This is a genomic window from Micromonospora sp. NPDC003197 (assembly GCF_053590565.1).
In genome coordinates this window covers 23,529-46,301 of record NZ_JBSFTE010000028.1, presented here as the reverse complement: position 1 = coordinate 46,301, position 22,773 = coordinate 23,529, and the positions used below count along the sequence as shown (strand labels likewise).

Genomic DNA, 22,773 nt, shown 5'->3' with positions numbered 1-22,773 from the left:
AAACCAGGGGTGGCGATGTGGCGTACGCCATCAACGCGATGTGGTGCACGCCATCATGCCCAGGGTTCGCCACGATTTCCGGCTCAGCAGAGCTGTGCACAGTTTCGTAGGCCGTACCTGATCCTCAGCTGGGTGCCGCCGTTGCCGTCCCAGTCGTCCACGTACACGGCGGTCAGCATGCCCGACTGGTCCACCCCGACCGCTGGCGCGTCCTGCTGGTTCGCCGTGAACACGCTGAGGCGATACTCCGGGAAGAGGTTCGTCGTGCTACCGGTCGCGTCGATCCCCCGTGCCCACACCTCGGTGCCGCTACGGGCACTGGTCAGCCCGCTGGCCTGGCCGCTCTCCTGCCACACCAGCACCGCGTTGCCGGCGCCGTCCACCGCTATGTCCGGACGGGACTGCCGGCCGACCCGATCCGACTGGTACGGCGTCTGGCTGGTCACCGCGTACTGCCCGGTGTTCGTCGCCCACCGGTAGATCGGGCCGCTGACCGTCTTCGGCGCGAACAGGGCCGTCGAGCCAGCGAAGGCACGTAGGTAGATCATCGACTGGGGTCGGCCGTCGTAGCCGGTCCGCTGGTCGTGGTAGTCGGCCCAGGCCACGTACCACTTACCGGATGCCGTGCTGGCTACTGTGGGGTCGAGTTGCTGCCCGTCGGAGAAGGTCCCGGTGTGCACGGCGATGACGCTGCCGAACGTCCCGTCGAGGGGGCCGGTGGCGGCCCGGATGCTGTAGCCGCCGTTGCCATCCGCGTCGTCCTCCCACGCCACCACTGCGGTACCGGTCGGGTCGACCGCCAGGTCCGGCTTGCGGTAGGTGCCCCCGCTGACCGCCCGCACCGCAACGTCGTACCCGCCGGTCACCGGGGAGAGCCGGGTGTCGGTGGCCGAGAAACTGGCGTACCGGATGGAACTCGCACCGGCCGTGGACTTGTCCTGCCAGGCGACCGCGAACCGCCCGTCCGGCAGCACCGCGATGGAGGGTTCGCTCTGGTCACCGTCGGCCTGGCTGTTGATGTTCAGCACCGGGCCCATGGTGCCGTCCACCCGCACCCGACGGGCCCGGATCTCGTACCCACCGTTGCCGTTGCCGTCGTCGGCCCAGACCACCACGGCCTCCCCGGTCGAGGTGAGACCAACGTCCGGGGTGCGGTAGTTCCACGAGGTGCTACTGCCACCGGTGCGTACCACGACGTCGGACTGGCGTACGCCGTCGACGAACCGGCCCAGTCGAATCTCATTGTTGAGGTTGCTTCGCGAGCCGGAGGCAAAGGCCAGCACGGACTGGTGCCGGCCAGCCGAGTCCTGGTACGAGGCGACTGCCGGGGTGAACTGGTCACCGGTGTTGACCGCGTTGGCGGTGGCGAATGTGGCGTCCGGGTACCGGTTCGGGGCGATGACGACCGCAGCCTGCTTGATCGCGGTGAAGTGCGCGGCGTACGCGTCGAAGAGGCTCTGGTCGTCGACTCGCATGAATACCTCGTCGTTCTTCTTCAGCGCCCCGTTGGTGAGGTTGTGCGAGCCGGCGTAGACGTACCGGTGCATCTGCTGGTCTTTTCGCGACACTCCTTGGATCACCAGGTACTTCGAGTGGATGCTGCCGTCCGAACACTCCGAGTTGACCCCGCTACCCACACCGAAGAAGGACTGTCGACACCCACCTGGATCCATCGAGTAGACCGGGATCCCCCGGGCGGTCAGGGCGGGCAGCGCGTCCTGATGCTCACCGGTGGCTACCTCTACCGTGCAGCCGGCGGCCAGCTTGTCCCCCAGCGCGTCGATCACCTCAGTCCGAGCCGCGCGGAACCCCCACATGGCGACCTGGATGACGTCGTCGGTACGGCTGGTGGAGCACTGTACGTCGTCGATGGCCGCGGCGACGACATCGTGCCGGGTGCTCTGCGGGTTGAACGACGCGTTGATCGTCGCGTCCTCCGCGGTGCTCGGTGAGTTGCGGGGCGAGAACCAGACCCGGAAATTGCCGGCGTCCACGTGCCCGGTCTCGTACACCTTGCTGGTTCCGGTGACCGTGACCTTCCGCTCGACGTAGCTGCGATAGGCGGTGGCCAACGCGCTGTTGCCGGATATCTGTAGCTGGTCCTGCCACATCTGCTGCTGCGGCTTCGTGGGATTGGCCGAGGTGACGACGGTGACGTCGGTACGACGATCGGACAGCTCGCTGAAGACCCAGAACTTGCTGTGGTTGACCCCCACGCCGCCACCCGCGCAGGACCGGTAGCACTGCTTCACCCAGGAGCCGACCGCCGAGGGGGTGTGGCTGGGCAGCCCGGCGATCAGGGCACTGACCTGGGTCGACGGGCCGCAGGTGGCCGGGTCGTCGCCGGTGCAGGTTTCGATCAGCAACCTGACCTTGACTCCTCGGGCATGGGCGGCCAGCAGGCTGTTCGTGATGCCCTGATCGGTGAAGGTGTACAGCGAGGCGTACAGGGTGGAGTCGGGAACGCTGGCCGCGACCAATGTGGCGATCTCGTCGCGTAGTCGGGTGTCCTGATAGGCCCCGAGTGGGAGTCGGTCTGGCGCGGCATAGGCCGAGTCCGGTACCGGATCCAGGTTGGGCCGGAGAAACAGCACGCTGCTGCTGTCGCTCGCAGCGGCGACCGTCGACGCCCCGGCTGGCGCGACGGTCAGCGCCAGCGAACCGATCGGTACGACGACTCCCAGCAGCACAGCCAGAATCCACACGAGACCAGACGACCGGCGGGTGACGCGGAAGTGATGGCGCACAGGGCCCCCTTGGTGGTGGGACGAGACAGGGCCGGCCGGAGCAGCCGTCACCCCGGCGAATGATAGCCGCCGATCTCCGCAGCGTGGGTCTTCACAGAATTTCATCACCGACAGTTAGGTAGCCCACATTTTTGACCGATCGGTCAGCAACTGACCGATCGGTCAGGCATGCTGTGAGGCGGAGGTAACCGATGGCCCTGAGCAAGACCCGCGACCGGATCCTGGCTACTGCGGCTCGCCAGTTCGCCCACAGCGGGTACCGGGGCACCTCGCTGCACGACATCGCGGTCGAGGTCGGTTGCTCGAAGGCAACCTTGCTGTACCACTTCGACAGCAAGGAAGCGATCCTCCTCGCCCTCCTCGCCCCTGCCGTCCGGGACTTCACCGAACTCGACGCGCGACTCCGCCAGCTCGACGCCGTCGCGGCTCGCGACGTGGCCATCGACGGATTCCTCGACCTGGTTCTCCGGTACCGACGGGAAGTCACGCTCATCTACGACACCGTTCGACAGTTGTTGCGGCAACCCGCGTTCGAGGCCTACTGGCCCCTCATCGAGAACCTGACCAGCGCCGTCGCCGGTCGTTCCACCGACCCGGCAGCGCGGGTCGCCGCCGAGGTGCTGCTCGGTGGGATCACCGCGCTCGTCCTCGACCGGGACGAGGAGCACGACGCCGAGCTGCGACCGATCCTCGTCGACCTGGCGAGACGGACCCTGCCGGCCACCACCTGACCCTCGATCCACCAACCCTGCCCCTCGACAAGGAAGCGACATGGCAACTTTGCTCTATCGGCTGGGCCGAGCCTCGTTCCGGCGCCGAAAGCTGGTGCTGGTTCTCTGGCTCGCAGCGCTGGCGGCGCTCGGTGCCGCCGCACTGGCGTTCATGGGCCCGACAGCAAGCAACTTCACGATGCCGGGCACCGAGTCCCAGCGCGCGATCGACCAGCTAAAGAAAGAGTTCCCTGAGGCCAGCGGCGCTACCGGCACGATCGTGGTGGCCGCGCCGGACGGTCAGAAGCTGACCACCCCGACCAACACGGCTCAGGTACAGGCGCTGGTCCAGGAGGCCAACTCCCTGCCCGGTGTGCTGGCGGCAGTCGACCCGTTCCAGGCTCGCGCCATCTCGCTTGAAGAAACGCACGCGCTGATCCAGGTGCAGTTCGTCGAAGGGGCGGACGGGGTCACCGACGGGCAGCGCGAGGCGTACCTGCACAGCGGCGCGGCGGCGAAGGCCGCTGGCTTCCAGGTGGAACACGGCGGCGAGGTGATGACCACCGAGCCGGAGATCGGTGGAAGCGAAGCCATCGGCGTCGTCATCGCGCTGGTCGTACTGATCATTACGTTCGGTTCGCTGATCGCGGCGGGCATGACGATGCTCAACGCGCTGATCGGGGTCGGCGTCGGCATGGCCGGCCTGTACGCGTTGAGCAGCACCATCGAGATGACCAGCGTCACGCCGGTACTCGCCCTCATGCTCGGCCTGGCGGTCGGCATCGACTACTCGCTCTTCATCACCTCCCGGTACCGGGAGTACCTCACCGAAGGGCTCCAGCCCGAGGAGGCGGCGGGTAGGGCGGTAGGCACTGCCGGCTCCGCCGTCGTCTTCGCCGGCGCCACCGTCGTCATCGCGCTGGCCGGCCTGGCCGTGGTCAACATCCCGTTCCTGACCCTGATGGCGCTGGCCGCCGCCGCCACCGTCGCGATCGCCGTCCTGGTCGCCATCACGTTGCTGCCCGCCCTGCTCGGTTTCGTCGGCACCCGCATCCTGTCGCGCAAGCAGCGACGCACCGAGTCCGCCGTACGCCCCGAGGGGTTCGGCTTCCGCTGGGCGAGGATCGTCATCCGGCTGCGGGTACCGGTGCTCCTCGTCGGTGTACTCGGCCTCGGGGCGCTCGCCATCCCGGCCGCCGATATGCGTCTGGCGCTGCCCGATGCCAGCAACAGCGCCGAAGGCAGCCCTGCTCGCGAGGCAGCCGACCTGATCACCGCGAGTTTCGGCCCGGGCTTCAACGGCCGGCTGGCAATGATCGTGTCGGGCGACTCGCCGGAACAGACCGCCACGACCGTCGGTGCCGTCACCGCAGCGTTGGAGGGCACCGAGAACCTGCTAACGGTCGCCCCAGCAAACATGAGCGACGATCGGCAAACCGTCTTGTTGGCGGTGATTCCCAAGACCGGCCCGACCGACGAGGCGACCGAGACCCTGGTACACGAAATCCGGGGCAAGGTCGCGAAAATCGACGGTGCCGACATCGCGTTGACCGGTCAGACGGCGGTCGGCATCGACGTCTCCGAGAAGCTCTCCGACGCGATGCCCATCTATCTGCTGCTCGTCGTGGGCCTGTCGGTGCTGTTGCTGATGTTGGTGTTCCGGTCCATCCTGGTGCCGCTGAAGGCGGCACTGGGCTTCCTGCTGACAGTCGGTTCCACCTTCGGCCTCACCGTGCTGACGTTCCAGACCGGTCAGTTGAGCAGCCTGGTCGGCGTGGACACCCCGGGCCCGCTGGTGAGCTTCCTGCCCATCCTGCTCATCGGCATCCTGTTCGGCCTGGCGATGGACTACGAGGTCTTCCTCGTCTCGCGGATGCGGGAGGACTTCGTACACGGCGACACCCCCCGGCAGGCCACCATCAACGGCATGGGGCACGGTGGCCGGGTGGTGGTCGCCGCCGCGCTGATCATGACCGCGGTGTTCGCCGGCTTCATCCTGGTCGAGGACCCGATCATCAAGTCGATGGGCTTCGCCCTCGCGATCGGGGTGGCGATCGACGCCTTCATCGTCCGGATGACGCTCGTGCCGGCAGTGATGTCGCTGCTCGGCAAGGCCGCGTGGTGGCTGCCGCGCTGGCTGCAGAAGGTGCTGCCGAACGTCGACATCGAGGGCGAGCGGCTCCGCGAGCACCTGAGCACAGAGCCGGAGCGCGAGCCGGCTCGCGTCTGATCAATAACTCGGTCCACGGGACCCGGTCGCCGCAGGCGGCCGGGTCCCGGCCGTTTTCTGGTGCCCCTCTCCCGGCCGTTTTCTGGCACCCCACTCCCGACCGGGTTCGCCGTACGTCGGTCGCCGTCAGGCAGGTCGAGCCTGGTTGGCTGCCCCTGGTCACTGAGGCGAGCGTTGTTGTGCTCGTTCTTCGGCGGCGTCGAGTGCGGGGGCGAGTAGTGCGAGCGCGGCGCGGAGGAGATCAGCCAGCGATCCGGAGGGTACGACGAGCCCACCGGTCGTGGGGTTCACGGTGCTTGGCTGTGCCCATTGGTCGAGTGCGACCCGAATTGCGGCGGCGACGCTGGCCGCGAGCACGTGGGCGGTGTGCGGATCGGTGTCGCCCAGGCGTTGGGCGATCGCGTCGGTAAGGGGGTGTTCGATCGCGGTGGCGGTGTCGACGAACGCTTCGCGCAGCGCGGGGCGGGTGGTGATCAACAGCAGCGCGTCGCGATGTTGCTCTCCTGGGGCGGTGTACTGCTCCACGATCGCTTCGACCACGGCGTGGGCGAGGCCGACGCTGGCGGGGCAGGCGGCTACCGCCGCCGCGACTCGGGCTTCCCGTTCGGCGGTGACAGCGGCGACGATTGCCTGTTCGCGACTGGAGAAGTAGTTGTTGTAGGTCCTCGGCGAGACTCCGGCCGCCTCGGCGATGTCGTCGACGCGCACGTTCTCCGGTCCGTGCGTCAGGGCCAGCCGCAGGGCTGCCTCGCGCAGCGCCTCCCTGGTGGCCTGCTTCTTCTGCTCACGTAGCCCGGTCGGTCGTATCGTCACCAGCCAAGCATCCCAACTAAGGTGCGCGCACGCAAACTTGCGTGCGCGCACTTTTCTTTCTAGTCTCGGGCCGTCAGATCCCCCGACCAGTTCTCGAAGATCGCAACGGTGACACCTATCCGGACATGCGGCGGGAGCCCAAGGCCGCCTTCAGCGCTCTCGCCGACCACTACCACAGTTGACCAATCCCGGTCGACACGACACGACACGACGGAGCATGAACGTGAACATGATCGCGGCCAACACCTTTCGGCTGGGCGCAGACCTGCGGGTCAACCGGCTCGGCTTCGGCGCAATGCGGCTCGCCCTCGGCGGCTCGATTCGCGATCCGGAGACAGCCGTCGCGGTGCTACGCCGTGCCGTGGAACTCGGTGTGAACCACATCGACACCGCCGGCACCTACGGATTCGGCGACCTCCACGCGCACGAGCTGATCCGGCAAGCGTTGTCGCCGTATCCGAATGACCTGGTGATCGCCACCAAGGTCAGTTCCCCTGACGAGGCAGGCGCCGCTCAACTGCGCGGTCTGGTCGAGCAGGATCTACGCCGCCTCGGCCAGGACCACCTCGACCTGGTCTACCTGCGCGTGGGCGGCATGGGCAAAGCCGGCGGCGAATCACTCGGCGAACGCTTCACAGTCCTCGCGGACCTGCGCCGCAAGGGGTTGATCCGACACCTCGGCGTCAGCCACGTGGACCTGACCCAGCTCGCCGAGGCACGGTCCATCGCCCCGGTCGCCGCAGTGCAGAATCAGTTTCACATCCACGACCGCAGCGACGCCGAGGTTCTCGCGCGGTGCGAGCAGGACAACATCGCCTACGTACCGTACTTTCCACTCGGCGGCGGCAGGGCCCAGCTCGACACGGCCCGCCTCGCGAGCATCGCCGCCCGCCACCGGGCCACACCCACACAGGTCGCCCTGGCCTGGCTACTCGCGACGTCACCGGCGACGCTGGCCATCCCCGGCACCAGCTCGCTCGACCACCTGACCGACAACATCGCCGCAGTCGACCTTCGCCTCACCATTGACGACGTAACCGAACTCTCCAGAGAAGTCGGGGGCACCGAGGGCGGCATGACGGATGCTCCTAGCGGGCGGAGATCTCCAACAACGAGCTGAGCTGGCGAAACGCCTCCGGCCTGACCCGATACCAGACCCAGGTGCCCCGACGCTCCGCGTCCACCAGGCCCGCCTCACGCAGCACTCGCAGATGGTGGGAGATGGTCGGCCCGGACAGATCGAACGCCGAGGTCAGATCACAAACGCAGATCTCGGGAACCGGAGCGATCATCGACATCAACCGCAGTCGCACCGGGTCGCCGAGCGCCTTGAACATCGGCGCGACCGCCGACGCCTGGTCGGCGTCCAGCGGGCGCACCGCCAGCGGGGAGCAACAGGCCACTGACTCAAGGTCGACCGGGGGTGCTTGTTTCGACACAGCCCTACCTTGACAGATTTCAAATCAAGCTGCAACAGAGTCCCTGCTCCCCAGCAGGCGCCACCATCGTGATCCGGGATGTCCCGGTGGGGCTCCTCAGCCCATCCACCGGGACGCCCGGATCACCACAGGTCAGGCGACAGTGGGCTGCACCACCCGGAAGTGGTTGCCGAATGGGTCCCGAGCACCGAAGTCGATGCCGTACGACTGCTCGTTCGGACCGTCCACCATCTCGACGCCCTTGGCCTTGAGGTCCTCGTACGCCTTGCGGGCGTCGTCGGTGTGGAAGCCGATCGAGAATCCGCTCGCACCCTTGGCGATCAGCTCGCGTACCTGCTCGGCGGTCTTCTCGTCCATCGACGGTGGGCCGGGCTTTTCCAGTAGGACGACGCGGTCGGGGTCGTCGCCCGGCACCCGTACGGTCAGCCAGCGCATGTGGCCGAGGTCCACATCGTCGGCTACCTCCAAGCCCAGCTTGCCGACGTAGAAGTCGAGTGCCTCATCCTGGTCAAAGACGAAGATATGGGAAATAGAGAATTTATTAAGCATGCAATCACGTTAACGCCCGGCAACGTCCCGAGGCTTCTCCAAAAGTGACGCGGGGCGTGAGTAGGCCATCGCGAAACAGCCTGGCACGGCCGGGGCCACTGCCCGCTTCCGGTACGCCGTCGGAGACTCGCCGACAATGTCGCGGAACGTCCGACTGAACGTGCCCAGGCTGGTGAAGCCAACCGCCATACAGACGTCGGTGACACTGCGCTCCGATTCCCGCAGCAGGAACATGGCCCGCTCCACCCGCCGCCGCTGGAGGTAGCGGTGCGGCGTCTCGCCGAACGTGGCCCGGAACGTACGGATGAAGTGTGCCGGGCAAACATGGGCGATCCGGGCCAGTGCCGGAACGTCCAGCGGCTCGGCGTACGCGCGGTCCATCGCGTCTCGGGCGCGCAGCAGGCGTCGGTTGGACTCCTCGACGGCACGACTCACGCCGCAATTACACCAGCCCGGATGCCCGGCACCTCGCCGGACCGCGCCCGGATAGCGTGATCACACACTCCCGGTTAGCGCGATCACGCTCCCGGATAGCGTGACCAGCCGGGAGGCCGACGCCCCGGCGAGAACAAAGCGGGCCGAGCGGCTGGGCGATTGTCGAAGGGATCGGGGATGCATCTTCACGTGGGATGCGCGATGTGGACCCACAAGTCGTGGCAGGGACGCCTGGTGGCCCACCCCCTGCCAGCCCAGGAACGCCTCCGGCACTACGCCAGTTGGTGCACCGCGGTCGAGGGAAACACCACCTTCTACGCCACCCCGTCCCGGGACACCGTGGCCTCCTGGGCGCGGCAGACCGATCCCGACTTCCGGTTCGTGGTCAAAGTACCGAAGGTCATCACGCACGAAGGCCGCCTCAGCAACGTCGACGAGCCACTTCGCGTGTTCCTCGACGCGATCGAGCCGCTCGGGCCACGGGCGCACGCCCTCTGGATCCAGTTGCCGGGGTCGTTCGGGCCCAACGACGTACCCACACTCGCCCGCTTCCTACGCCGACTCCCACAGACCCACCGGTACGCCGTGGAGGTCCGCCACCCCGCGTTCTTCACCGAGCCACGGTCGACCCAACTCCTGGAACGGGTACTCGCCACCGCAGCCGCCGAGTGGGTGCCATTCGACACCACCGCGTTCTTCCATGCCCCGCCGAGCAGCAACGCCGAACGGGACGCCTGGGTCAAGAAGCCGCGGCTGCCGCTGCGCACGCACGCACTGACCGACCGGCCGATCGTCCGGTACCTCGGCCGCGACGACGACGCCCAGACCGTCGAACGTTGGCAGCGCTGGGTCGACATCACCGTCGAGTGGCTGCGCGAGGGCCGGTCGCCGACCGTGTTCATCCACACCCCGGACAACGCCGACGCCCCCGTACTCGCCCGGCGCTTCCACGACGACGTACGGGCCCGCGTACCGGCACTGGCGACACTGCCCGAACCGATCCCCGCCGAACCACTAACCCTCTTCTGAGTTAGGAAGGGCCCCTTCCTATCGCTTTTTGCATAGGAAGGGGCCCTTCCTAACACCTCAGCGGGGTACGACCTGCTCGGCTGCCCACTCCCGCCAGCTGACCAGCTTGTCGGCAGCGGCGGCGAGCTGATCCGCGACCGGACCTGGGCCGGTCGAGCCGGGCGTGGTACGGGCGGCCAGCGCCGAGCGGACCGACAGCACCTCACGTACCCCCGGGTCGAGGTGCTCGCTGACCACGGTCAGGTCCTCGTCGGAGACCTCGTCCAGGGCACAGTCCCGGGCCGCGCAGAGCGCCACCAGTCGACCGGTGATCTCGTGCGCGTCGCGGAATGGCACGCCCTTGCGGACCAGCCAGTCGGCCACCTCGGTGGCCAGTGAGAAGCCCACCGGAGCGGCGGCGACCAGCCGGTCGACCCGTACGGTCATCGTGGAGATCATCCCGGCCAGGGCCGGCAGCAGCAGTTCCAGGGTGTCGACCGCGTCGAAGACCGGCTCCTTGTCCTCCTGCATGTCCCGGTCGTACGTCATCGGCAGGCCCTTGAGCATGGTCAACACGCTCATCAGCCCGCCCACCAGCCGGCCGGACTTGCCCCGGGCCAGCTCAGCAATGTCCGCGTTCTTCTTCTGCGGCATGATCGACGACCCGGTGGCGAAGGAGTCGTCCAGCTCCACCCAGCCGAACTCCTGCGACGTCCAGAGCACGACCTCCTCGCCGAGGCGGGACAGGTGCACCCCGATCAGCGCGGTGATGAACAGAAACTCGGCGACGAAGTCCCGATCGGCGACGGCGTCCATCGAGTTGGCCGCCGGGGCGGTGAAGCCCAACTCCCGGGCCACCCGTACCGGGTCCAGCGGCAGCGACGAGCCGGCCAGCGCCCCAGCGCCCAGCGGGCTGATCGCCGTACGGCTGTCCCAGTCGCGCATCCGGTCCAGGTCCCGCAGCAGCGGCTGTACGTGGGCGAGCAGCCAGTGCCCGAAGGTGACCGGCTGGGCGTGCTGCAGGTGAGTCATGCCCGGTGCCGGGGTGTCGACGTGCCGCCCGGCCTGCTCCACCAGCGCGTCGGCCAGCTCGACCAGCCGTTCGGCCACGCCCCGCGCGTGATCCCGCAGGTAGAGGCGCAGATCCGTGGCGACCTGGTCGTTACGAGACCGACCGGCACGCAGTTTGCCGCCCAGGCTGCCGAGGCGTTCCAGCAGACCCCGCTCCAGGGCGGTGTGCACATCCTCGTCGTCAATGGTGGGGCGGAACGCCCCGGAGGCACAGGCGGCCTCCAGGTCGTCCAGGGCCGCGAGGATCTTGCCCAGTTCCTCGGCGTCAAGCAGCCCCGCCCGGGCCAGTACCCGGGCGTGTGCCCGCGAGCCGGCCAGGTCGTACGGGGCCAGTCGCCAATCGAACTGAACGCTGACGGAGAGCCGCGCGAGGGCCTCCGAGGGACCGCCGGCAAACCGGCCACCCCACAGACTCGTACGGTTGGTTCCAGCGCTGTTCTCGGTCAGGCTCTTGTCGTCCACGCCGCCCATCATTCCTGAGCTTGCCTTTCGTTCGCGACTGCGGGGGCTCACTGTACGAAACCGCCCAGCCGAGCGTCCCGGACTGCGGCCAGCCGGCTGGGCAGGCCGAAGAGTTGCACGAAACCCTTGGCGAGGGAGTGGTCGAAGGTGTCGCCGGTGTCGTAGGTGGCCAGCCCGAAGTCGTAGAGACTCGCCTCGGAGCGCCGGCCGGTGACCACGGCACGACCGCCGTGCATGACCATCCGCACCTCGCCGGAGACGTACTTCTGGGTGTCGTCGACGAACGCGTCGAGGGCGTGCTTGAGCGGGGAGAACCACAGACCGTCGTAGACCAACTCGGCCCAGCGCTGGTCGACGCCCTTCTTGAACCGGGCCACCTCACGCTCGACGGTAACGTTCTCCAGCTCCTGGTGGGCGGTGATCAGCGCGATCGCGCCCGGCACCTCGTACACCTCGCGGCTCTTGATGCCGACCAGCCGGTCCTCGACCATGTCCAGCCGGCCGACGCCCTGCGCGCCGGCCCGCCGGTTCAGCTCCAGGATCGCCTGGTACGGGGTGACCGTCTCGCCGTCGATCGCCACCGGCACGCCCGCGTCGAACGTGATCACGATCTCGTCCGGGTCACGCTGCTCGGCCGGGTCGGCGGTGTAGGAGTAGAGGTCCTCGATCGGGGCGTTCCAGATGTCCTCCAGGAAGCCGGTCTCCACCGCACGGCCCCACAGGTTCTGGTCGATCGAGTACGGCGACTTGCGCGTGACGTCGATCGGCAGCCCCTTCTCCTCGGCGTACGCGATCGCCTTGTCCCGGGTCCAGGCAAAGTCCCGGGCCGGGGCGATGACCTTCAGGTCCGGGGCGAGCGCACCCAGGCCGACCTCGAACCGGACCTGGTCGTTGCCCTTGCCGGTGCAGCCGTGCGACACGATCGTGCCGCCGTACTTCTTGGCCGCTGCCACCAGGTGCTTGACGATCAGCGGCCGGGACAGCGCCGACACCAGCGGGTAGCGGTCCATGTAGAGGGCGTTGGCGCGTACCGCCGGCAGGCAGTAGTCGGCGGCGAACTCCTCACGGGCATCCACCACCTCCGACTCGGCCGCGCCGCAGTCCAGCGCCCGCTGCCGGATGGCTTCCAGGTCCTCGCCGCCCTGGCCCAGGTCGATCGCGACCGCGATCACCTCGGCACCGGTCTGCTCGGCCAGGTAGGGAATGGCGACCGAGGTGTCCAACCCCCCGGAGTACGCCAGGATGACCCGCTCGGTCATGGTGCGGTGTTCCCTTCAACGTTCTCTTCCCGGCCGGCCCAGGCGGAGAGCTTCGCTCCCAACTCGGCGCCGCCGACAGCCTCGCGGGCCACGACGAGGATGGTGTCGTCACCGGCGATCGTGCCGACGACCTCGGGCAGACCCGCTCGGTCCAACGCGCTGGCCAGGTATTGCGCCGCGCCCGGTGGGGTACGCAGCACGGCGATGTTGCCGCTGGAGTCGACTCCGTTGAGCAGTTCCCGCAGCAGCCGGACGAGCCGGGCCGGGGCCTGCTCGGCGTCGCGCAGGGGACGCTTGCCGTCCTCCGGGATCAGGTAGATGGCCGGTCCGTCGCCGCCGCGTACCTTGACCGCACCCAACTCTTCCAGGTCTCGGGAGAGGGTGGCCTGGGTGACCTGTACGCCTTCCTCGGCGAGCAGTTCGGCCAGCTCGGTCTGCGACCGGATCGCCTTGTCCCGGATCAGCTCGATGATCCGGGCGTGCCGGGCGGTACGGGTGATCGGGCTACTGGTCATGACACTGACTCCGCTGGGGTCGCCGGCTCTCCTGGTACCGGGCCAGCCGCCGCCCGCGCGGGCGAGAGCAGCCAGGCCAGCAGTGCCTTCTGCGCGTGCAGCCGGTTCTCCGCCTGGTCGAACACCACGCTCTGCGAGCCGTCGAGCACCTCGTCGGTGATCTCCTCGCCCCGGTGGGCGGGCAGGCAGTGCAGCACGATCGCTTCTGGTGCGGCCAGCGCCAGCAGCGTCTTGTTCACCTGGTACGGCCAGAACGGCGTGAGTCGATCCTGGCCGTCGTTCTCCTGCCCCATCGAGGTCCAGGTGTCGGTGGCGATCACGTCGGCCCCGGCCACCGCCTCCGCCGGGTCGCGCAGCACCTGCACCGAGCCACCGGTCGTAGTGGCGATCTCCTCGGCACGGGCCACCACCTCGGGTGACGGGTCGTAGCCGGCCGGACCGGCGACCCGTACGTGCATTCCGGCGGTCACCCCGGCGATCAGGTAGGAGTGGGCCATGTTGTTCGCCGCGTCCCCGACGTAGGCCAGGGTCCGGCCGGCCGTACCGCCACACCGCTCCCGGATGGTGAGCAGGTCGGCGAGGAGCTGGCAGGGGTGGAATCCGTCAGTGAGGGCGTTGACCACCGGTACGTTGGACGCCGCCGCGACCTGGGCGAGCCGGTCGTCGCCGTGGGTACGCATCACGATGGCGGAGACGTAGCGGGACAGCACCTGACCGGCGTCGGACAGCGACTCGCCGCGCCCGAAGTGGGTCGTCTGGGTGTCCACGATGACCGGATGGCCACCCAGCTCGGCGATGCCGGTCTCGAACGAGACCCGGGTACGCAGGCTCGGCTTGTCGAACAGGACCGCGACGGCCAGCGGGCCGGCCAGCGGCCGGAAGGCGAACCGGTCGGCCTTCATCTGCTCGGCCAGGTCGAGCACGGTCGACTGCTCGGCCGGGGTCAGGTCGTCGTCGCGTAGGAAATGAGTGGTCACGAGGGGTGGTCCAGGTCGTCGTGGGTGGACAGCGGAGAAGGGACGGCCGAATCGGGGGCGGCCAGTGGAGAGGGGGTGGCCGGGGCGAGGGCTGCCGGTGGAGCCGATTCTGCCGTGTCGGGGGCGGGTGCGACCGCGTCGAGCGCGGGCGCCAACGCGGCCAGGAAGGCGTCCACCTGGTCGGTGCTGAGGATCAGCGGCGGCGACAACCGGATGACAGCTGGTTGCGTCGAGTTGACCAGGAAACCGGCGTCACGCAGGACCCCGGCGAGCGCACCGGCGGCCGGCGCGTTCAGCTCCATGGCGAGCAGTAGACCGGCGCCCCGTACCTCGGTGACCAGCGGATGTCCCAGTGCCTCGATGCCGTGCCGCAGCCGTTCCCCGACCCGCTTGACGTGGTCGAGCAGCCCCTCGTTGGCGATCGTGGAGATCACCGCCAGGCCGGCGGCACAGCTGACCGGGTTGCCACCGAAGGTGGTGCCGTGCATGCCGGGACCGAACAGTTCCGCCGCCGGCCCGAAGGCCAGACACGCGCCGATCGGCAGCCCGCCGCCGAGCCCCTTGGCGAGGGTGACCACGTCCGGCTCCACGCCTTCGGCCTGGTGGGCGAACCAGTGCCCGGTCCGCCCGATGCCGGTCTGCACCTCGTCGAGCACCAGCAGCGCGCCGTGCTCGGCGGTGATCCGCCGGGCAGCGGCAAGGTAGCCGGGGGGCGGGACGATCACACCGTTCTCGCCCTGGATCGGCTCCAGGATCACCATGGCGGTGCCGTCGGTGACGGTGTTCTCCAGGGCGGCCACATCCCCGTACGGGACGTGGGTGACCTCGCCGGGCAGCGGCCGGAACGGGTCGGCCTTGGCCGGCTGTCCGGTCAGCGCCAGCGCCCCCATGGTGCGGCCGTGGAACCCGCCGTAGGTGGCGACGATGTGGGTACGGCCGGTGCGGCGGGACAGCTTGAAGGCGGCCTCGTTGGCCTCTGCCCCGGAGTTGGCGAAGAAAATCCGTCCCGGCCGACCGGCCAGGGCGAGCAGCAGCTCGGCCAGTGCCACCGGCGGCTCGGCCACGAACAGGTTGGACACGTGCCCGAGGGTGGCGATCTGCTTGGACACCGCCGCCACCACGGCCGGGTGGGCGTGGCCGAGGGCGTTGACCGCGATCCCACCAACCAGGTCGAGGTACTCCCGGCCGGCCTCGTCGACCACGGTGGCACCGTTGCCGCTGACCAGGCCGAGTTGCGGCGTACCGTAGTTGTCCATCATGGACTGCGACCAGCGGTCGACCAGCGTGGTCATGCCTCACTCGTCTCTGCGGGTACCACCATCGTTCCAAATCCTTCCGAGGTGAAGACTTCCAACAGCGTGGAGTGGGCGACCCGGCCGTCGACCACATGTGCGGCCGGGACGCCGCCGCGCACCGCCCGCAGGCAGGCCTCCATCTTTGGCACCATCCCGGACTCCAGGCTGGGCAGCAGCTCGGCCAGTTCGTCGGTGGTGATCTGGGAGACCAGGCTGCTGGTGTCCGGCCAGTCCGCGTACAGGCCCGACACGTCGGTCAGCACCACGAGCTTGCGGGCGTCCAGCGCGATCGCCAGCGCGGCGGCGGCGGTGTCGGCGTTGAGGTTGTGCAGCACCCCGTCCGCGTCCGGCGCGACGGTGGAGATCACCGGGATCCGGCCGGCGTCGATCAGGTCGGTCACCGCCGAGGGGTTGACCTCGTCGACGTCGCCCACCTGGCCGACGTCCACCGGCTCGCCATCGACGTACGCCGGCCGGCGTACCGCCGTGAACAGGCCGGCGTCCTCACCGGAGAGGCCCACGGCGTACGGCCCGTGCCCGTTGATCAGGCCGACCAGTTCCCGGCCAACCTGGCCGACCAGCACCATCCGAACCACGTCCATCGCTTCGGGCGTGGTGACCCGCAGACCGCCCTTGAACTCACTGGCGATGCCGAGTCGGCCCAGCATCGCCGAGATCTGCGGCCCGCCGCCGTGTACGACGACCGGCTTCAGCCCGGCGTAGCGCAGGAAGACCATGTCGGCGGCGAACGCCCGTTGCAGCTCCGGGTCGACCATGGCGTTGCCGCCGTACTTGACGACGATGGTGGAGCCGGAGAAGCGGGCCAGCCAGGGCAGCGCCTCGATGAGGGTGGCCGCCTTCTGCTGTGCCTGGCTCAGGTCGCGGGACAGTGGTGCGCTCATGTCGAGTAGGCCGAGTTCTCGTGGACGTACGCGTGGGACAGGTCGTTGGTCCAGACGGTGGCACTGGCCGGGCCGGCGTGCAGGTCGATCCGGATGGTCACCGACCGGCCGGAGAGGTCGACCTTCGACCGGTCCTCGGCGGCGGCCCCGGACCGGCACACCCACACCCCGTTGACCGCCACATCGATCTCGTCCGGCTCGAAGGTGGCGCTGGTGGTGCCGACCGCAGCGAGGACGCGACCCCAGTTCGGGTCGTTGCCGAAGAGTGCGGTCTTGACCAGGTTGTTGCGGGCCACCGAGCGGCCGACCTCGACCGCCTCGGTCTCGTCGGCCGCGCCGACCACCTCGATGGCGATCTCCTTGGTGGCCCCCTCGGCATCGGCCAGGAGCTGCTGGGCCAGGTCGTGGCAGGCCGAGGTCACCGCAGCGGTCAGCTCGGCCAGGGTCGGCTCGATCCCGGACGCCCCGCTGGCCAGCAGCAGCACCGTGTCGTTGGTCGACATGCAGCCGTCGGAGTCGATCCGGTCGAAGCTCACCCGGCACGCCTCCCGCAGCGCCGCGTCGAGCAGATCCGGACCGGCGACCGCATCGGTGGTGAGTACGCAGAGCATGGTGGCCATCGCCGGGGCGAGCATGCCAGCCCCCTTGGCCATGCCCCCGACGGTCCAGCCGGTACCGGCGACGACGGTCATCTTCGACCTGGTGTCGGTGGTCATGATCGCGCTGGCGGCGGCCGGGCCGCCGTCGCGGGACAGTTCGCGGACCGCCGAGCGGACGCCGGGCAGCAACTTGTCCATCGGCAGCCGCTCGCCGATCAGCCCGGTCGAGCAGACCGCCACCTCGCCGGCCCCGACGATCATCCGGGGCAGTGAGTTGGTGAGGCTGGTCGCGGTGTGCTCGGCAGTGGCGTGCGTGTCCTGGAACCCGGGCGCTCCGGTGCAGGCGTTGGCTCCGCCGGAGTTCAGCACCACCGCGCGGACCACACCGCCCCGGACGACCTGCTGTGACCAGAGCACGGGCGCGGCCTTGACCCGGTTGGCGGTGAAGACGCCGGCGACGGTGGCGTCCGGCCCGTCGTTGAGGACCAGGGCGACATCGGCCGCACCGCTGCTCTTGAGTCCGGCGGCGACCCCGGCCGCCCGGAATCCCCTCGGCACCGTGACACTCATGCCGTTTCCTCGATCCGTTCGTCGATCCGGATGGTGCAACCGCTCACGGGGTGATCCCGTACGCGGGCAGGCCGGCCGTCTCCGGCAGGCCCAGCATCAGGTTGGCGCACTGTATGGCCTGCCCGGCGGCGCCCTTGCCGAGGTTGTCGATGGCGCTGGAGACGATCACCCGACCGGAGTCGACGTCGGTGGTGACCTGGAGGTGGCAGGAGTTCCCGCCGAGGGTGGCGCTGGTGTGCGGCCAGGTCCCCTCGGGCAGCACCCGTACGAAGGGCTCATCGGCGTACGCCTCGGTGAGCACCGTGCGCGGGTCCGGGCCGGCCACCGCCGGACGGGCGGTGATCGTGGCGAGGATGCCGCGCGGCATCGGGGCCAGCACCGGGGTGAACGACAGGCTGGTCGCGCCGGTGGCCTGCTTGATCTCCGGGACGTGCTGGTGCGCGCCGACCTTGTAGGCCGACAGGTCGCCCATCACCTCGCTGCCGAGCAGGTGGGCCTTGGCGGCCCGGCCGGCTCCGGAGGTGCCGGAGGCGGCGACCACCACGACGTCCTCGGGCGCGACGGCCCCGGCGGCGATAAGCGGGGCGAGCGCGAGGGTGGTGGCCACGGCGTAGCAGCCGGTGGCGGCCACCCGGCTCGACTCGGCGATGGCGGCCCGCTGACCGGGCAGCTCGGGCAGGCCGTAGGTCCAGGCCCCGGCGTGCTCGCCGCCGTAGTAGCGGGTCCAGGCGTCCGCGTCGCGCAACCGGTGGTCGGCCCCGAGGTCGACCACCTTGACCGTCCCGGGCAGGGCGGCGGCCAGCGCCGCCGACTGGCCGTGCGGCAGGGCCAGGAAGACCAGGTCTGCCTCTGCCAGCACCGCCGGATCGGTCGCGCCGAGCACCAGGTCAAGGCCGGTGAGCTGCGGATGTACGGCAGCAACCGGCGCACCGGCCTGGCTGTACGCGGTGGCGGCCACCATGTCGAACTCTGGGTGTCCGGCGATCAGACGCAGCAACTCCCCACCCGCGTAGCCACTCGCCCCGGCCACCGCTACCCGAATTCCCATAACCGCCTCCGCATTTATATGCGAAGAACCTAGCAGGCACACCAGCCGACCGCAACTCAATGCAGCCGAGTGCATGGTCATGCAACGAGCCACCCCGCCGGCGGCCAGCCGTTGGTGCCCACCCCGACGGTGGGCACCAACACGCTTCAGTGCTCGCAGAGGGAGAACTCTCGCTCGTACAACTCCTCGTTGTGTTCGTCGACGAAGAACTTCCGTTCCTGCATCAGTTGCTCGCGGTACTCCTTGGCCTGCTCCAGCGTCATCGTCGAGGTCGAAGACCATGGCTGCTGTGGCGGCACGTCGGCTGTCGAGACGATCTTCACCGATGGGTCGACCAGGAAGAAGGCCAGGATCTTGCGATGTCCCGGCCGGGTGGGGTCCGCGAGGCGGAACGGGGCGACCCGATGCTGGAGGATGTTCGGGAACGCCAGGCAGCGGCCCGCGTGGGTGTCCGCCGACCCCAGCACCTGATTGAGCGAGTCCTCGTTCTCCAGACCGTAGACCTCACGCACACCGGTGGCGTCGTCCTGTTCGTAGTCCGGATCCTCAATCGCCGTCCGGAAACTGAGCTGACTGGCGGTGATGTTCTCGCTGTCCCAGTAGTAGATTCCGGTCGAGACGATGCGCTCGTTCAGCATCCCCTCGACATGCCAGCTACCTCCGGGGTACTCAGGCTTGTCCGGGGTGAGGTGAATGTTGGCGAGCTTGACGATGACCTGTAGCCGGCGGCCACGCAGGTCGACCCGAGCGGAGTTGTCCGGGAGTGCGGGCGGACTGAAGACCGGGGCGTCCGGGACGACCGGGCGGCGGGTCTCCGACCACTCTTCCATGGCTACGTTGTATGCATCACGGGCCGCCTCGTCGCCGTCGGTCGGCTCGACCGGTTGGTCCGGGGCATTGTCATACCAGGCCCAGGATTCGGCCGTGATCCGCAGGGGCTGCGGCTGGCGCAGATCCGTGAGCACGTTTTCAAACATCGGACGCAGGCGCGCGAAGAGGACAGGCAGGACGGATTCGAGGTCGCGATGGGCCACGGGGTGGACGTTGTTGACGTACGAACCGAAGACAGCGTTGCCGTCGTCGTCGACCTCGACATCCGTGGGAAGCCACTGGAATTTCTCCGAGTACGTGTACGGCTGAACGTTGGGAGAGCTCTTCCAGGCCGAGTCGTCGATGGGGCTCACGTGGCGTACGAGACAGAACAGGGAGGGATGCACCAGATCTAGCACCTGCTCGTTCGATCCCGGATGCCAGTCCTGCTCAGCTTCGGGGACCTCTTCCAACACCCGCACCGCCTCCCGCAGCCGGGACCTCAACTCGCTGTCAATCAGCGTGTCCGACTGCCACACCCCGTCGACGGCGGACACCTCGATGCCGGTCGACTCGTCCCGGAGCTCGGCGTAGTGCGCCAGTTCGGCGAGCACATAACGGATCTGCGCCTCGGTCAGGCCCTGAGCAGCCGCTTCCCGCGTCCACCTGGCGACGATGTCGGCGTCGTGCATCTTGACGAACCACTGCGGCTTTGCCCGGATGTGGGCGCTCAGCTGCATCATCTGCAGTTCCCGCAGCGTCCGGGGTTCCACGGCTGGCGTACTGGGGTAACTCGCAAAGGGCAGCGGGAAAGCAGGCAGCTTAGTCATTCTCTCGCATCTCTCACTGGCTTCCTGGGGGCGGCCAGGATATGCCAGTGGACCGACGTTTTCCGGCCCCGACCTTTTCCCACACTGACCGGAGATGAGGAACGAGATGTGGCCACAGGATGGGTGCCCGCCGCCACGTCCTGCGGCGGGCACCCTGACGTGGCGACTACTCGTTCAGGTAGTCGCCGTGGTCACTGGTCCAGGAACGTCTCCACCGCATCGGCCGCGTGCCGCAGGCCACCGTTGGCGCGTACCTCGGCCTGGATCTCGGCCAGCCGCTGCCGCAACCGCGGATCGTCGGCGACCGCGTCCACCGCCGCGCGCAGGGTCGCTGCGGTGACCTTGTCGGCCGACAGTTGCCGGCCGACACCGTTGGCGACCAACAGGTTGGCGTTGCCGAACTGGTCCACCGCCTGCGGGATCGCCACCGTGGGCACGCCGAACCAGAGCGCCTCGGTGCAGCCGCCCATCCCCGCGTGCGTGACGAAGGCCGACGCGTGGGCCAGCACCGCCAACTGCGGCACCCGGCGGTGCACCTCCACGTTCTCCGGCAGCGGCCCCAGGTCGGCCGGATCCACCTTGTCACCGATGGCCAGTACGACGTGCCACGGCGAGTCGGCGAACCCGCTCAGGCACGCCCGGTAGACCGGCAACTGGTCGTTGTAGGCCGTACCGAAAGAGACCAGCAGGACCCGTCGGCCGCTGGCCGGTGGTGCCCAGCTCGCATCGGCGAGCCGGGCCGGGTCGAGGCACGGGCCGACGAACCGCACCGAATCCGGCACCCGCTCGGCGTGGGGCTGCATCACCCGTGGGATCAGCGACAACACGTGCTCCGGATGGGCGAGATGCCAGCGCGGGTCCGCGTGGATCCCGTTCTCGACCAGCCACTGTCCGAGGGTGGCGTAGTAGTCCCGCCCGGACGGTGACTCGTAGATGGCGGTGAGGACCTCCGCCATGTCCTCCTCGTAACCGTCCCAGGCGACCATCGTCGGCGAGAGTTGCACCGCCGGTACGCCGTACCGGACTCCCAGCAACGGTCCGGGGAGCCCGCCGATGTCGTAGAGCACGAGATCCGGCCGGTCGGTGTCGTAGCGGGCGGTCAGCCGAGGCAGGACCGCGATGCCCTCGTCGAGGAACACCCGCATCGCCGTACCCGGATCCTCCGGCCAGGCGGTGTCGCCCTGCGGCAGGATCGACGGATGGCTGATGGGCTCGGCCCCGGTCGGGGCGACCAGGCCGGTCAGCGGCTCACCGACCGCGTAGGTCACCCGGTGCCCCCGGTCGACCAGCTCACGGATCAGGGCAAGCGAAGGATAGATGTGGCTCGGCGTGGTACTGCCGACCATGGCGATATGACGTGATTTGCGCATGAAAAAGAGTCCTGTCGAGTCGGAGGAAGGCTGCCATCCGGTGGCGACACGACGCGGACGCGACCGGGGCCACTCGCCGTCCGTCAGACGAGGGCTCGACCAGGTCACATGAGGGCCGGTCGGAAAACGACCGGCACGACGCGCCGCCTCAGGCGGAACGCAGGCGGATGAACTCGATGATCATGCGCGCCACTCTACCGGATCGACTGCGGCGGGCCGGGAGCGAGCCCACTCGCCCCTCGACCCGCCGCTGCCGACACGAAGGCGATGCCCGCTCTCACCGGGTCGGCTGGGCACCGATCGTCAAGCCATGCTGCTTCTGGTACGTCCGCAGCGCGGCGTCCCACGCCTGGGTGAACTCCGATGGACCGAGCCCCAGGTCGTCGTGTTTCCCGACCGCGTACTGAAGCAGGTCCACGATGTCCGGCACCACCTGACGCTGTTCCTCGATGAACTCCCGGAACACCTTCGCGAACCGCTCGTCGGTCAACCGCGACGCATGCGCTGCCGTCGGCTCCAGCTCCAACCTGCGCAGCACCTCGCACCACTCCCGGGTCAGCTCGGCCACCAGCCTCGCCCGGAGCAGGCCCAACTCGTGGTCGCACTCCATCCTGATCCGCTCCTGCCAGTAGGGGCGCAGGTAGTCCCGGATCCGCTGGTCCAGGACCACCCGGACCCGGGGGCGAAACTTGAGGACCAGTCCGTCGATCCGATAGTTCCTCGGCCAGTTCTGGCTGTCGAACCGTTCGTTGAGTGCCCATTCCAGGGCTCGCCCCTGGTGCGGGGCGTGCTGCCGGGCGATTCCAATGGCCTCGTCGCGTACCGTCCGGCGCGCCCAGCCCTCGAACTGGTGCGCGTACAGCCGTAGCTGCTGGGCCGGCAGGCCGACCCCGGACCAGATGTAGACCGGATAGATGGAGAAGTCGAAGGCGTCGCGTTCGGCCGGCACGAGAATGGGCTCGTCCGGTTCGATCTGCTGGGTAACGGCCACCGGAGGAGAAGGCGGGAGTGGCGGCGGTGGCGGCAGCAGCGGAACGTGGGCGGGCGGGCCCGCCACCAGGTCCCGCAGCCATCGGCCGAAGGACCGGGGCCGAGTCGGCCCGGTACCGGTGGGGAGGGGAGGAACGGACATGG

20 protein-coding genes are annotated in these 22,773 nt (G+C 68.8%); 4 read left to right on the top strand and 16 right to left on the bottom strand.

Translation table 11 applies throughout. The annotated features are described in order from the left end of the window. Nucleotides 1-83 precede the first annotated feature (83 nt). Complete coding sequence (locus tag ACWDV4_RS25090; protein ID WP_449983196.1) at nucleotides 84-2,705, bottom strand: phospholipase D-like domain-containing protein; 2,622 nt, start codon at nucleotides 2,703-2,705, stop codon at nucleotides 84-86. 233 nt (nucleotides 2,706-2,938) lie between these two features. Between ACWDV4_RS25090 and ACWDV4_RS25085 the strand changes: the two genes are divergently transcribed. Beyond that, nucleotides 2,939-3,478: a TetR/AcrR family transcriptional regulator gene (locus ACWDV4_RS25085; protein ID WP_449983193.1), complete on the top strand. Its 540-nt coding sequence runs from the start codon at nucleotides 2,939-2,941 to the stop codon at nucleotides 3,476-3,478. Between the two features lie 40 nt (nucleotides 3,479-3,518). Beyond that, entirely contained in the window at nucleotides 3,519-5,687 is a 2,169-nt protein-coding gene (locus ACWDV4_RS25080) for an MMPL family transporter (protein ID WP_449983189.1), read from the top strand. Nucleotides 5,688-5,846: 159 nt separating this feature from the next. Here ACWDV4_RS25080 and ACWDV4_RS25075 read toward each other — a convergent pair whose 3' ends face one another. Further along, complete coding sequence (locus tag ACWDV4_RS25075; RefSeq protein WP_449983185.1) at nucleotides 5,847-6,500, bottom strand: TetR/AcrR family transcriptional regulator; 654 nt, start codon at nucleotides 6,498-6,500, stop codon at nucleotides 5,847-5,849. A gap of 217 nt (nucleotides 6,501-6,717) precedes the next feature. Here ACWDV4_RS25075 and ACWDV4_RS25070 point away from each other — a divergent pair, with 217 nt between their 5' ends. Further along, nucleotides 6,718-7,620 (top strand): aldo/keto reductase, encoded by a 903-nt coding sequence (locus ACWDV4_RS25070; RefSeq protein ID WP_449983182.1) that lies wholly within the window; start codon nucleotides 6,718-6,720, stop codon nucleotides 7,618-7,620. On the opposite strand, the gene ACWDV4_RS25065 is transcribed toward ACWDV4_RS25070, so the two are convergent. The 3 genes from ACWDV4_RS25065 to ACWDV4_RS25055 form a co-directional block, all read right to left on the bottom strand. After that, nucleotides 7,589-7,939, bottom strand: coding sequence for an ArsR/SmtB family transcription factor (locus ACWDV4_RS25065; protein WP_449983180.1), 351 nt, complete (start codon nucleotides 7,937-7,939; stop codon nucleotides 7,589-7,591). The two genes, ACWDV4_RS25070 and ACWDV4_RS25065, sit on opposite strands and share 32 nt — an antisense overlap. A 132-nt stretch (nucleotides 7,940-8,071) precedes the next feature. Next, the gene (locus ACWDV4_RS25060) at nucleotides 8,072-8,488 is read right to left on the bottom strand and encodes a VOC family protein (RefSeq protein ID WP_449983177.1); all 417 of its coding nucleotides are present in this window, start codon (nucleotides 8,486-8,488) and stop codon (nucleotides 8,072-8,074) included. A 9-nt stretch (nucleotides 8,489-8,497) separates the two neighbouring features. Further along, complete coding sequence (locus ACWDV4_RS25055; RefSeq protein WP_449983175.1) at nucleotides 8,498-8,923, bottom strand: helix-turn-helix domain-containing protein; 426 nt, start codon at nucleotides 8,921-8,923, stop codon at nucleotides 8,498-8,500. Between the two features lie 201 nt (nucleotides 8,924-9,124). Between ACWDV4_RS25055 and ACWDV4_RS25050 the strand changes: the two genes are divergently transcribed. Continuing rightward, nucleotides 9,125-9,952 (top strand): DUF72 domain-containing protein, encoded by an 828-nt coding sequence (locus ACWDV4_RS25050; RefSeq protein WP_449983172.1) that lies wholly within the window; start codon nucleotides 9,125-9,127, stop codon nucleotides 9,950-9,952. Between the two features lie 57 nt (nucleotides 9,953-10,009). Here ACWDV4_RS25050 and argH read toward each other — a convergent pair whose 3' ends face one another. The 11 genes from argH to ACWDV4_RS24995 all read right to left on the bottom strand — a co-directional run bounded on the left by argH (nucleotide 10,010) and on the right by ACWDV4_RS24995 (nucleotide 22,771). After that, on the bottom strand, nucleotides 10,010-11,473 hold the full coding sequence (gene argH, locus ACWDV4_RS25045) for an argininosuccinate lyase (protein WP_449983170.1): 1,464 nt from the start codon (nucleotides 11,471-11,473) through the stop codon (nucleotides 10,010-10,012). Nucleotides 11,474-11,511: 38 nt separating this feature from the next. Next, on the bottom strand, nucleotides 11,512-12,723 hold the full coding sequence (locus ACWDV4_RS25040; RefSeq protein ID WP_449983167.1) for an argininosuccinate synthase: 1,212 nt from the start codon (nucleotides 12,721-12,723) through the stop codon (nucleotides 11,512-11,514). Then, nucleotides 12,720-13,238: an arginine repressor gene (locus tag ACWDV4_RS25035; protein WP_449983164.1), complete on the bottom strand. Its 519-nt coding sequence runs from the start codon at nucleotides 13,236-13,238 to the stop codon at nucleotides 12,720-12,722. Before ACWDV4_RS25035 ends, ACWDV4_RS25040 begins: the two co-directional genes overlap by 4 nt. Further along, nucleotides 13,235-14,215 (bottom strand): ornithine carbamoyltransferase, encoded by a 981-nt coding sequence (gene argF, locus ACWDV4_RS25030; protein ID WP_449983161.1) that lies wholly within the window; start codon nucleotides 14,213-14,215, stop codon nucleotides 13,235-13,237. The genes ACWDV4_RS25035 and argF overlap by 4 nt, the downstream gene beginning before the upstream one ends. Continuing rightward, nucleotides 14,212-15,507 carry an acetylornithine transaminase gene (locus ACWDV4_RS25025; RefSeq protein WP_449983158.1) on the bottom strand — a complete coding sequence of 432 codons (1,296 nt, stop codon included), beginning with the start codon at nucleotides 15,505-15,507 and terminating at the stop codon, nucleotides 14,212-14,214. Before ACWDV4_RS25025 ends, argF begins: the two co-directional genes overlap by 4 nt. Next, nucleotides 15,504-16,412, bottom strand: coding sequence for an acetylglutamate kinase (gene argB, locus ACWDV4_RS25020; protein ID WP_449983156.1), 909 nt, complete (start codon nucleotides 16,410-16,412; stop codon nucleotides 15,504-15,506). The genes ACWDV4_RS25025 and argB overlap by 4 nt, the downstream gene beginning before the upstream one ends. After that, complete coding sequence (gene argJ / locus ACWDV4_RS25015) at nucleotides 16,409-17,581, bottom strand: bifunctional glutamate N-acetyltransferase/amino-acid acetyltransferase ArgJ (RefSeq protein ID WP_449983153.1); 1,173 nt, start codon at nucleotides 17,579-17,581, stop codon at nucleotides 16,409-16,411. Before argJ ends, argB begins: the two co-directional genes overlap by 4 nt. Nucleotides 17,582-17,624: 43 nt before the next feature. Further along, on the bottom strand, nucleotides 17,625-18,629 hold the full coding sequence (gene argC / locus ACWDV4_RS25010; RefSeq protein ID WP_449983150.1) for an N-acetyl-gamma-glutamyl-phosphate reductase: 1,005 nt from the start codon (nucleotides 18,627-18,629) through the stop codon (nucleotides 17,625-17,627). A 146-nt stretch (nucleotides 18,630-18,775) separates the two neighbouring features. Further along, nucleotides 18,776-20,422 (bottom strand): DUF4246 domain-containing protein, encoded by a 1,647-nt coding sequence (locus ACWDV4_RS25005; RefSeq protein WP_449983148.1) that lies wholly within the window; start codon nucleotides 20,420-20,422, stop codon nucleotides 18,776-18,778. 38 nt (nucleotides 20,423-20,460) lie between these two features. Beyond that, the gene (locus ACWDV4_RS25000; RefSeq protein ID WP_449983145.1) at nucleotides 20,461-21,639 is read right to left on the bottom strand and encodes a macrolide family glycosyltransferase; all 1,179 of its coding nucleotides are present in this window, start codon (nucleotides 21,637-21,639) and stop codon (nucleotides 20,461-20,463) included. A gap of 277 nt (nucleotides 21,640-21,916) precedes the next feature. Next, complete coding sequence (locus tag ACWDV4_RS24995) at nucleotides 21,917-22,771, bottom strand: hypothetical protein (RefSeq protein WP_449983142.1); 855 nt, start codon at nucleotides 22,769-22,771, stop codon at nucleotides 21,917-21,919. Nucleotides 22,772-22,773 lie beyond the last annotated feature (2 nt).

Excerpts from the sequence above, each read along its gene's own strand:
- ACWDV4_RS25000 (WP_449983145.1), bottom strand. The coding sequence starts at position 21,639 with ATGCGCAAATCACGTCATATCGCCATGGTCGGCAGTACCACGCCGAGC.
- ACWDV4_RS25060 (WP_449983177.1), bottom strand. The coding sequence starts at position 8,488 with ATGCTTAATAAATTCTCTATTTCCCATATCTTCGTCTTTGACCAGGAT.
- ACWDV4_RS25035 (WP_449983164.1), bottom strand. The coding sequence starts at position 13,238 with ATGACCAGTAGCCCGATCACCCGTACCGCCCGGCACGCCCGGATCATC.
- ACWDV4_RS25025 (WP_449983158.1), bottom strand. The coding sequence starts at position 15,507 with ATGACCACGCTGGTCGACCGCTGGTCGCAGTCCATGATGGACAACTAC.
- ACWDV4_RS25085 (WP_449983193.1), top strand. The coding sequence starts at position 2,939 with ATGGCCCTGAGCAAGACCCGCGACCGGATCCTGGCTACTGCGGCTCGC.
- ACWDV4_RS25050 (WP_449983172.1), top strand. The coding sequence starts at position 9,125 with ATGTGGACCCACAAGTCGTGGCAGGGACGCCTGGTGGCCCACCCCCTG.
- argB (WP_449983156.1), bottom strand. The coding sequence starts at position 16,412 with ATGAGCGCACCACTGTCCCGCGACCTGAGCCAGGCACAGCAGAAGGCG.
- ACWDV4_RS24995 (WP_449983142.1), bottom strand. The coding sequence starts at position 22,771 with ATGTCCGTTCCTCCCCTCCCCACCGGTACCGGGCCGACTCGGCCCCGG.
- ACWDV4_RS25040 (WP_449983167.1), bottom strand. The coding sequence starts at position 12,723 with ATGACCGAGCGGGTCATCCTGGCGTACTCCGGGGGGTTGGACACCTCG.
- argJ (WP_449983153.1), bottom strand. The coding sequence starts at position 17,581 with ATGAGTGTCACGGTGCCGAGGGGATTCCGGGCGGCCGGGGTCGCCGCC.
- ACWDV4_RS25080 (WP_449983189.1), top strand. The coding sequence starts at position 3,519 with ATGGCAACTTTGCTCTATCGGCTGGGCCGAGCCTCGTTCCGGCGCCGA.
- argC (WP_449983150.1), bottom strand. The coding sequence starts at position 18,629 with ATGGGAATTCGGGTAGCGGTGGCCGGGGCGAGTGGCTACGCGGGTGGG.
- argH (WP_449983170.1), bottom strand. The coding sequence starts at position 11,473 with ATGGGCGGCGTGGACGACAAGAGCCTGACCGAGAACAGCGCTGGAACC.
- ACWDV4_RS25070 (WP_449983182.1), top strand. The coding sequence starts at position 6,718 with ATGAACGTGAACATGATCGCGGCCAACACCTTTCGGCTGGGCGCAGAC.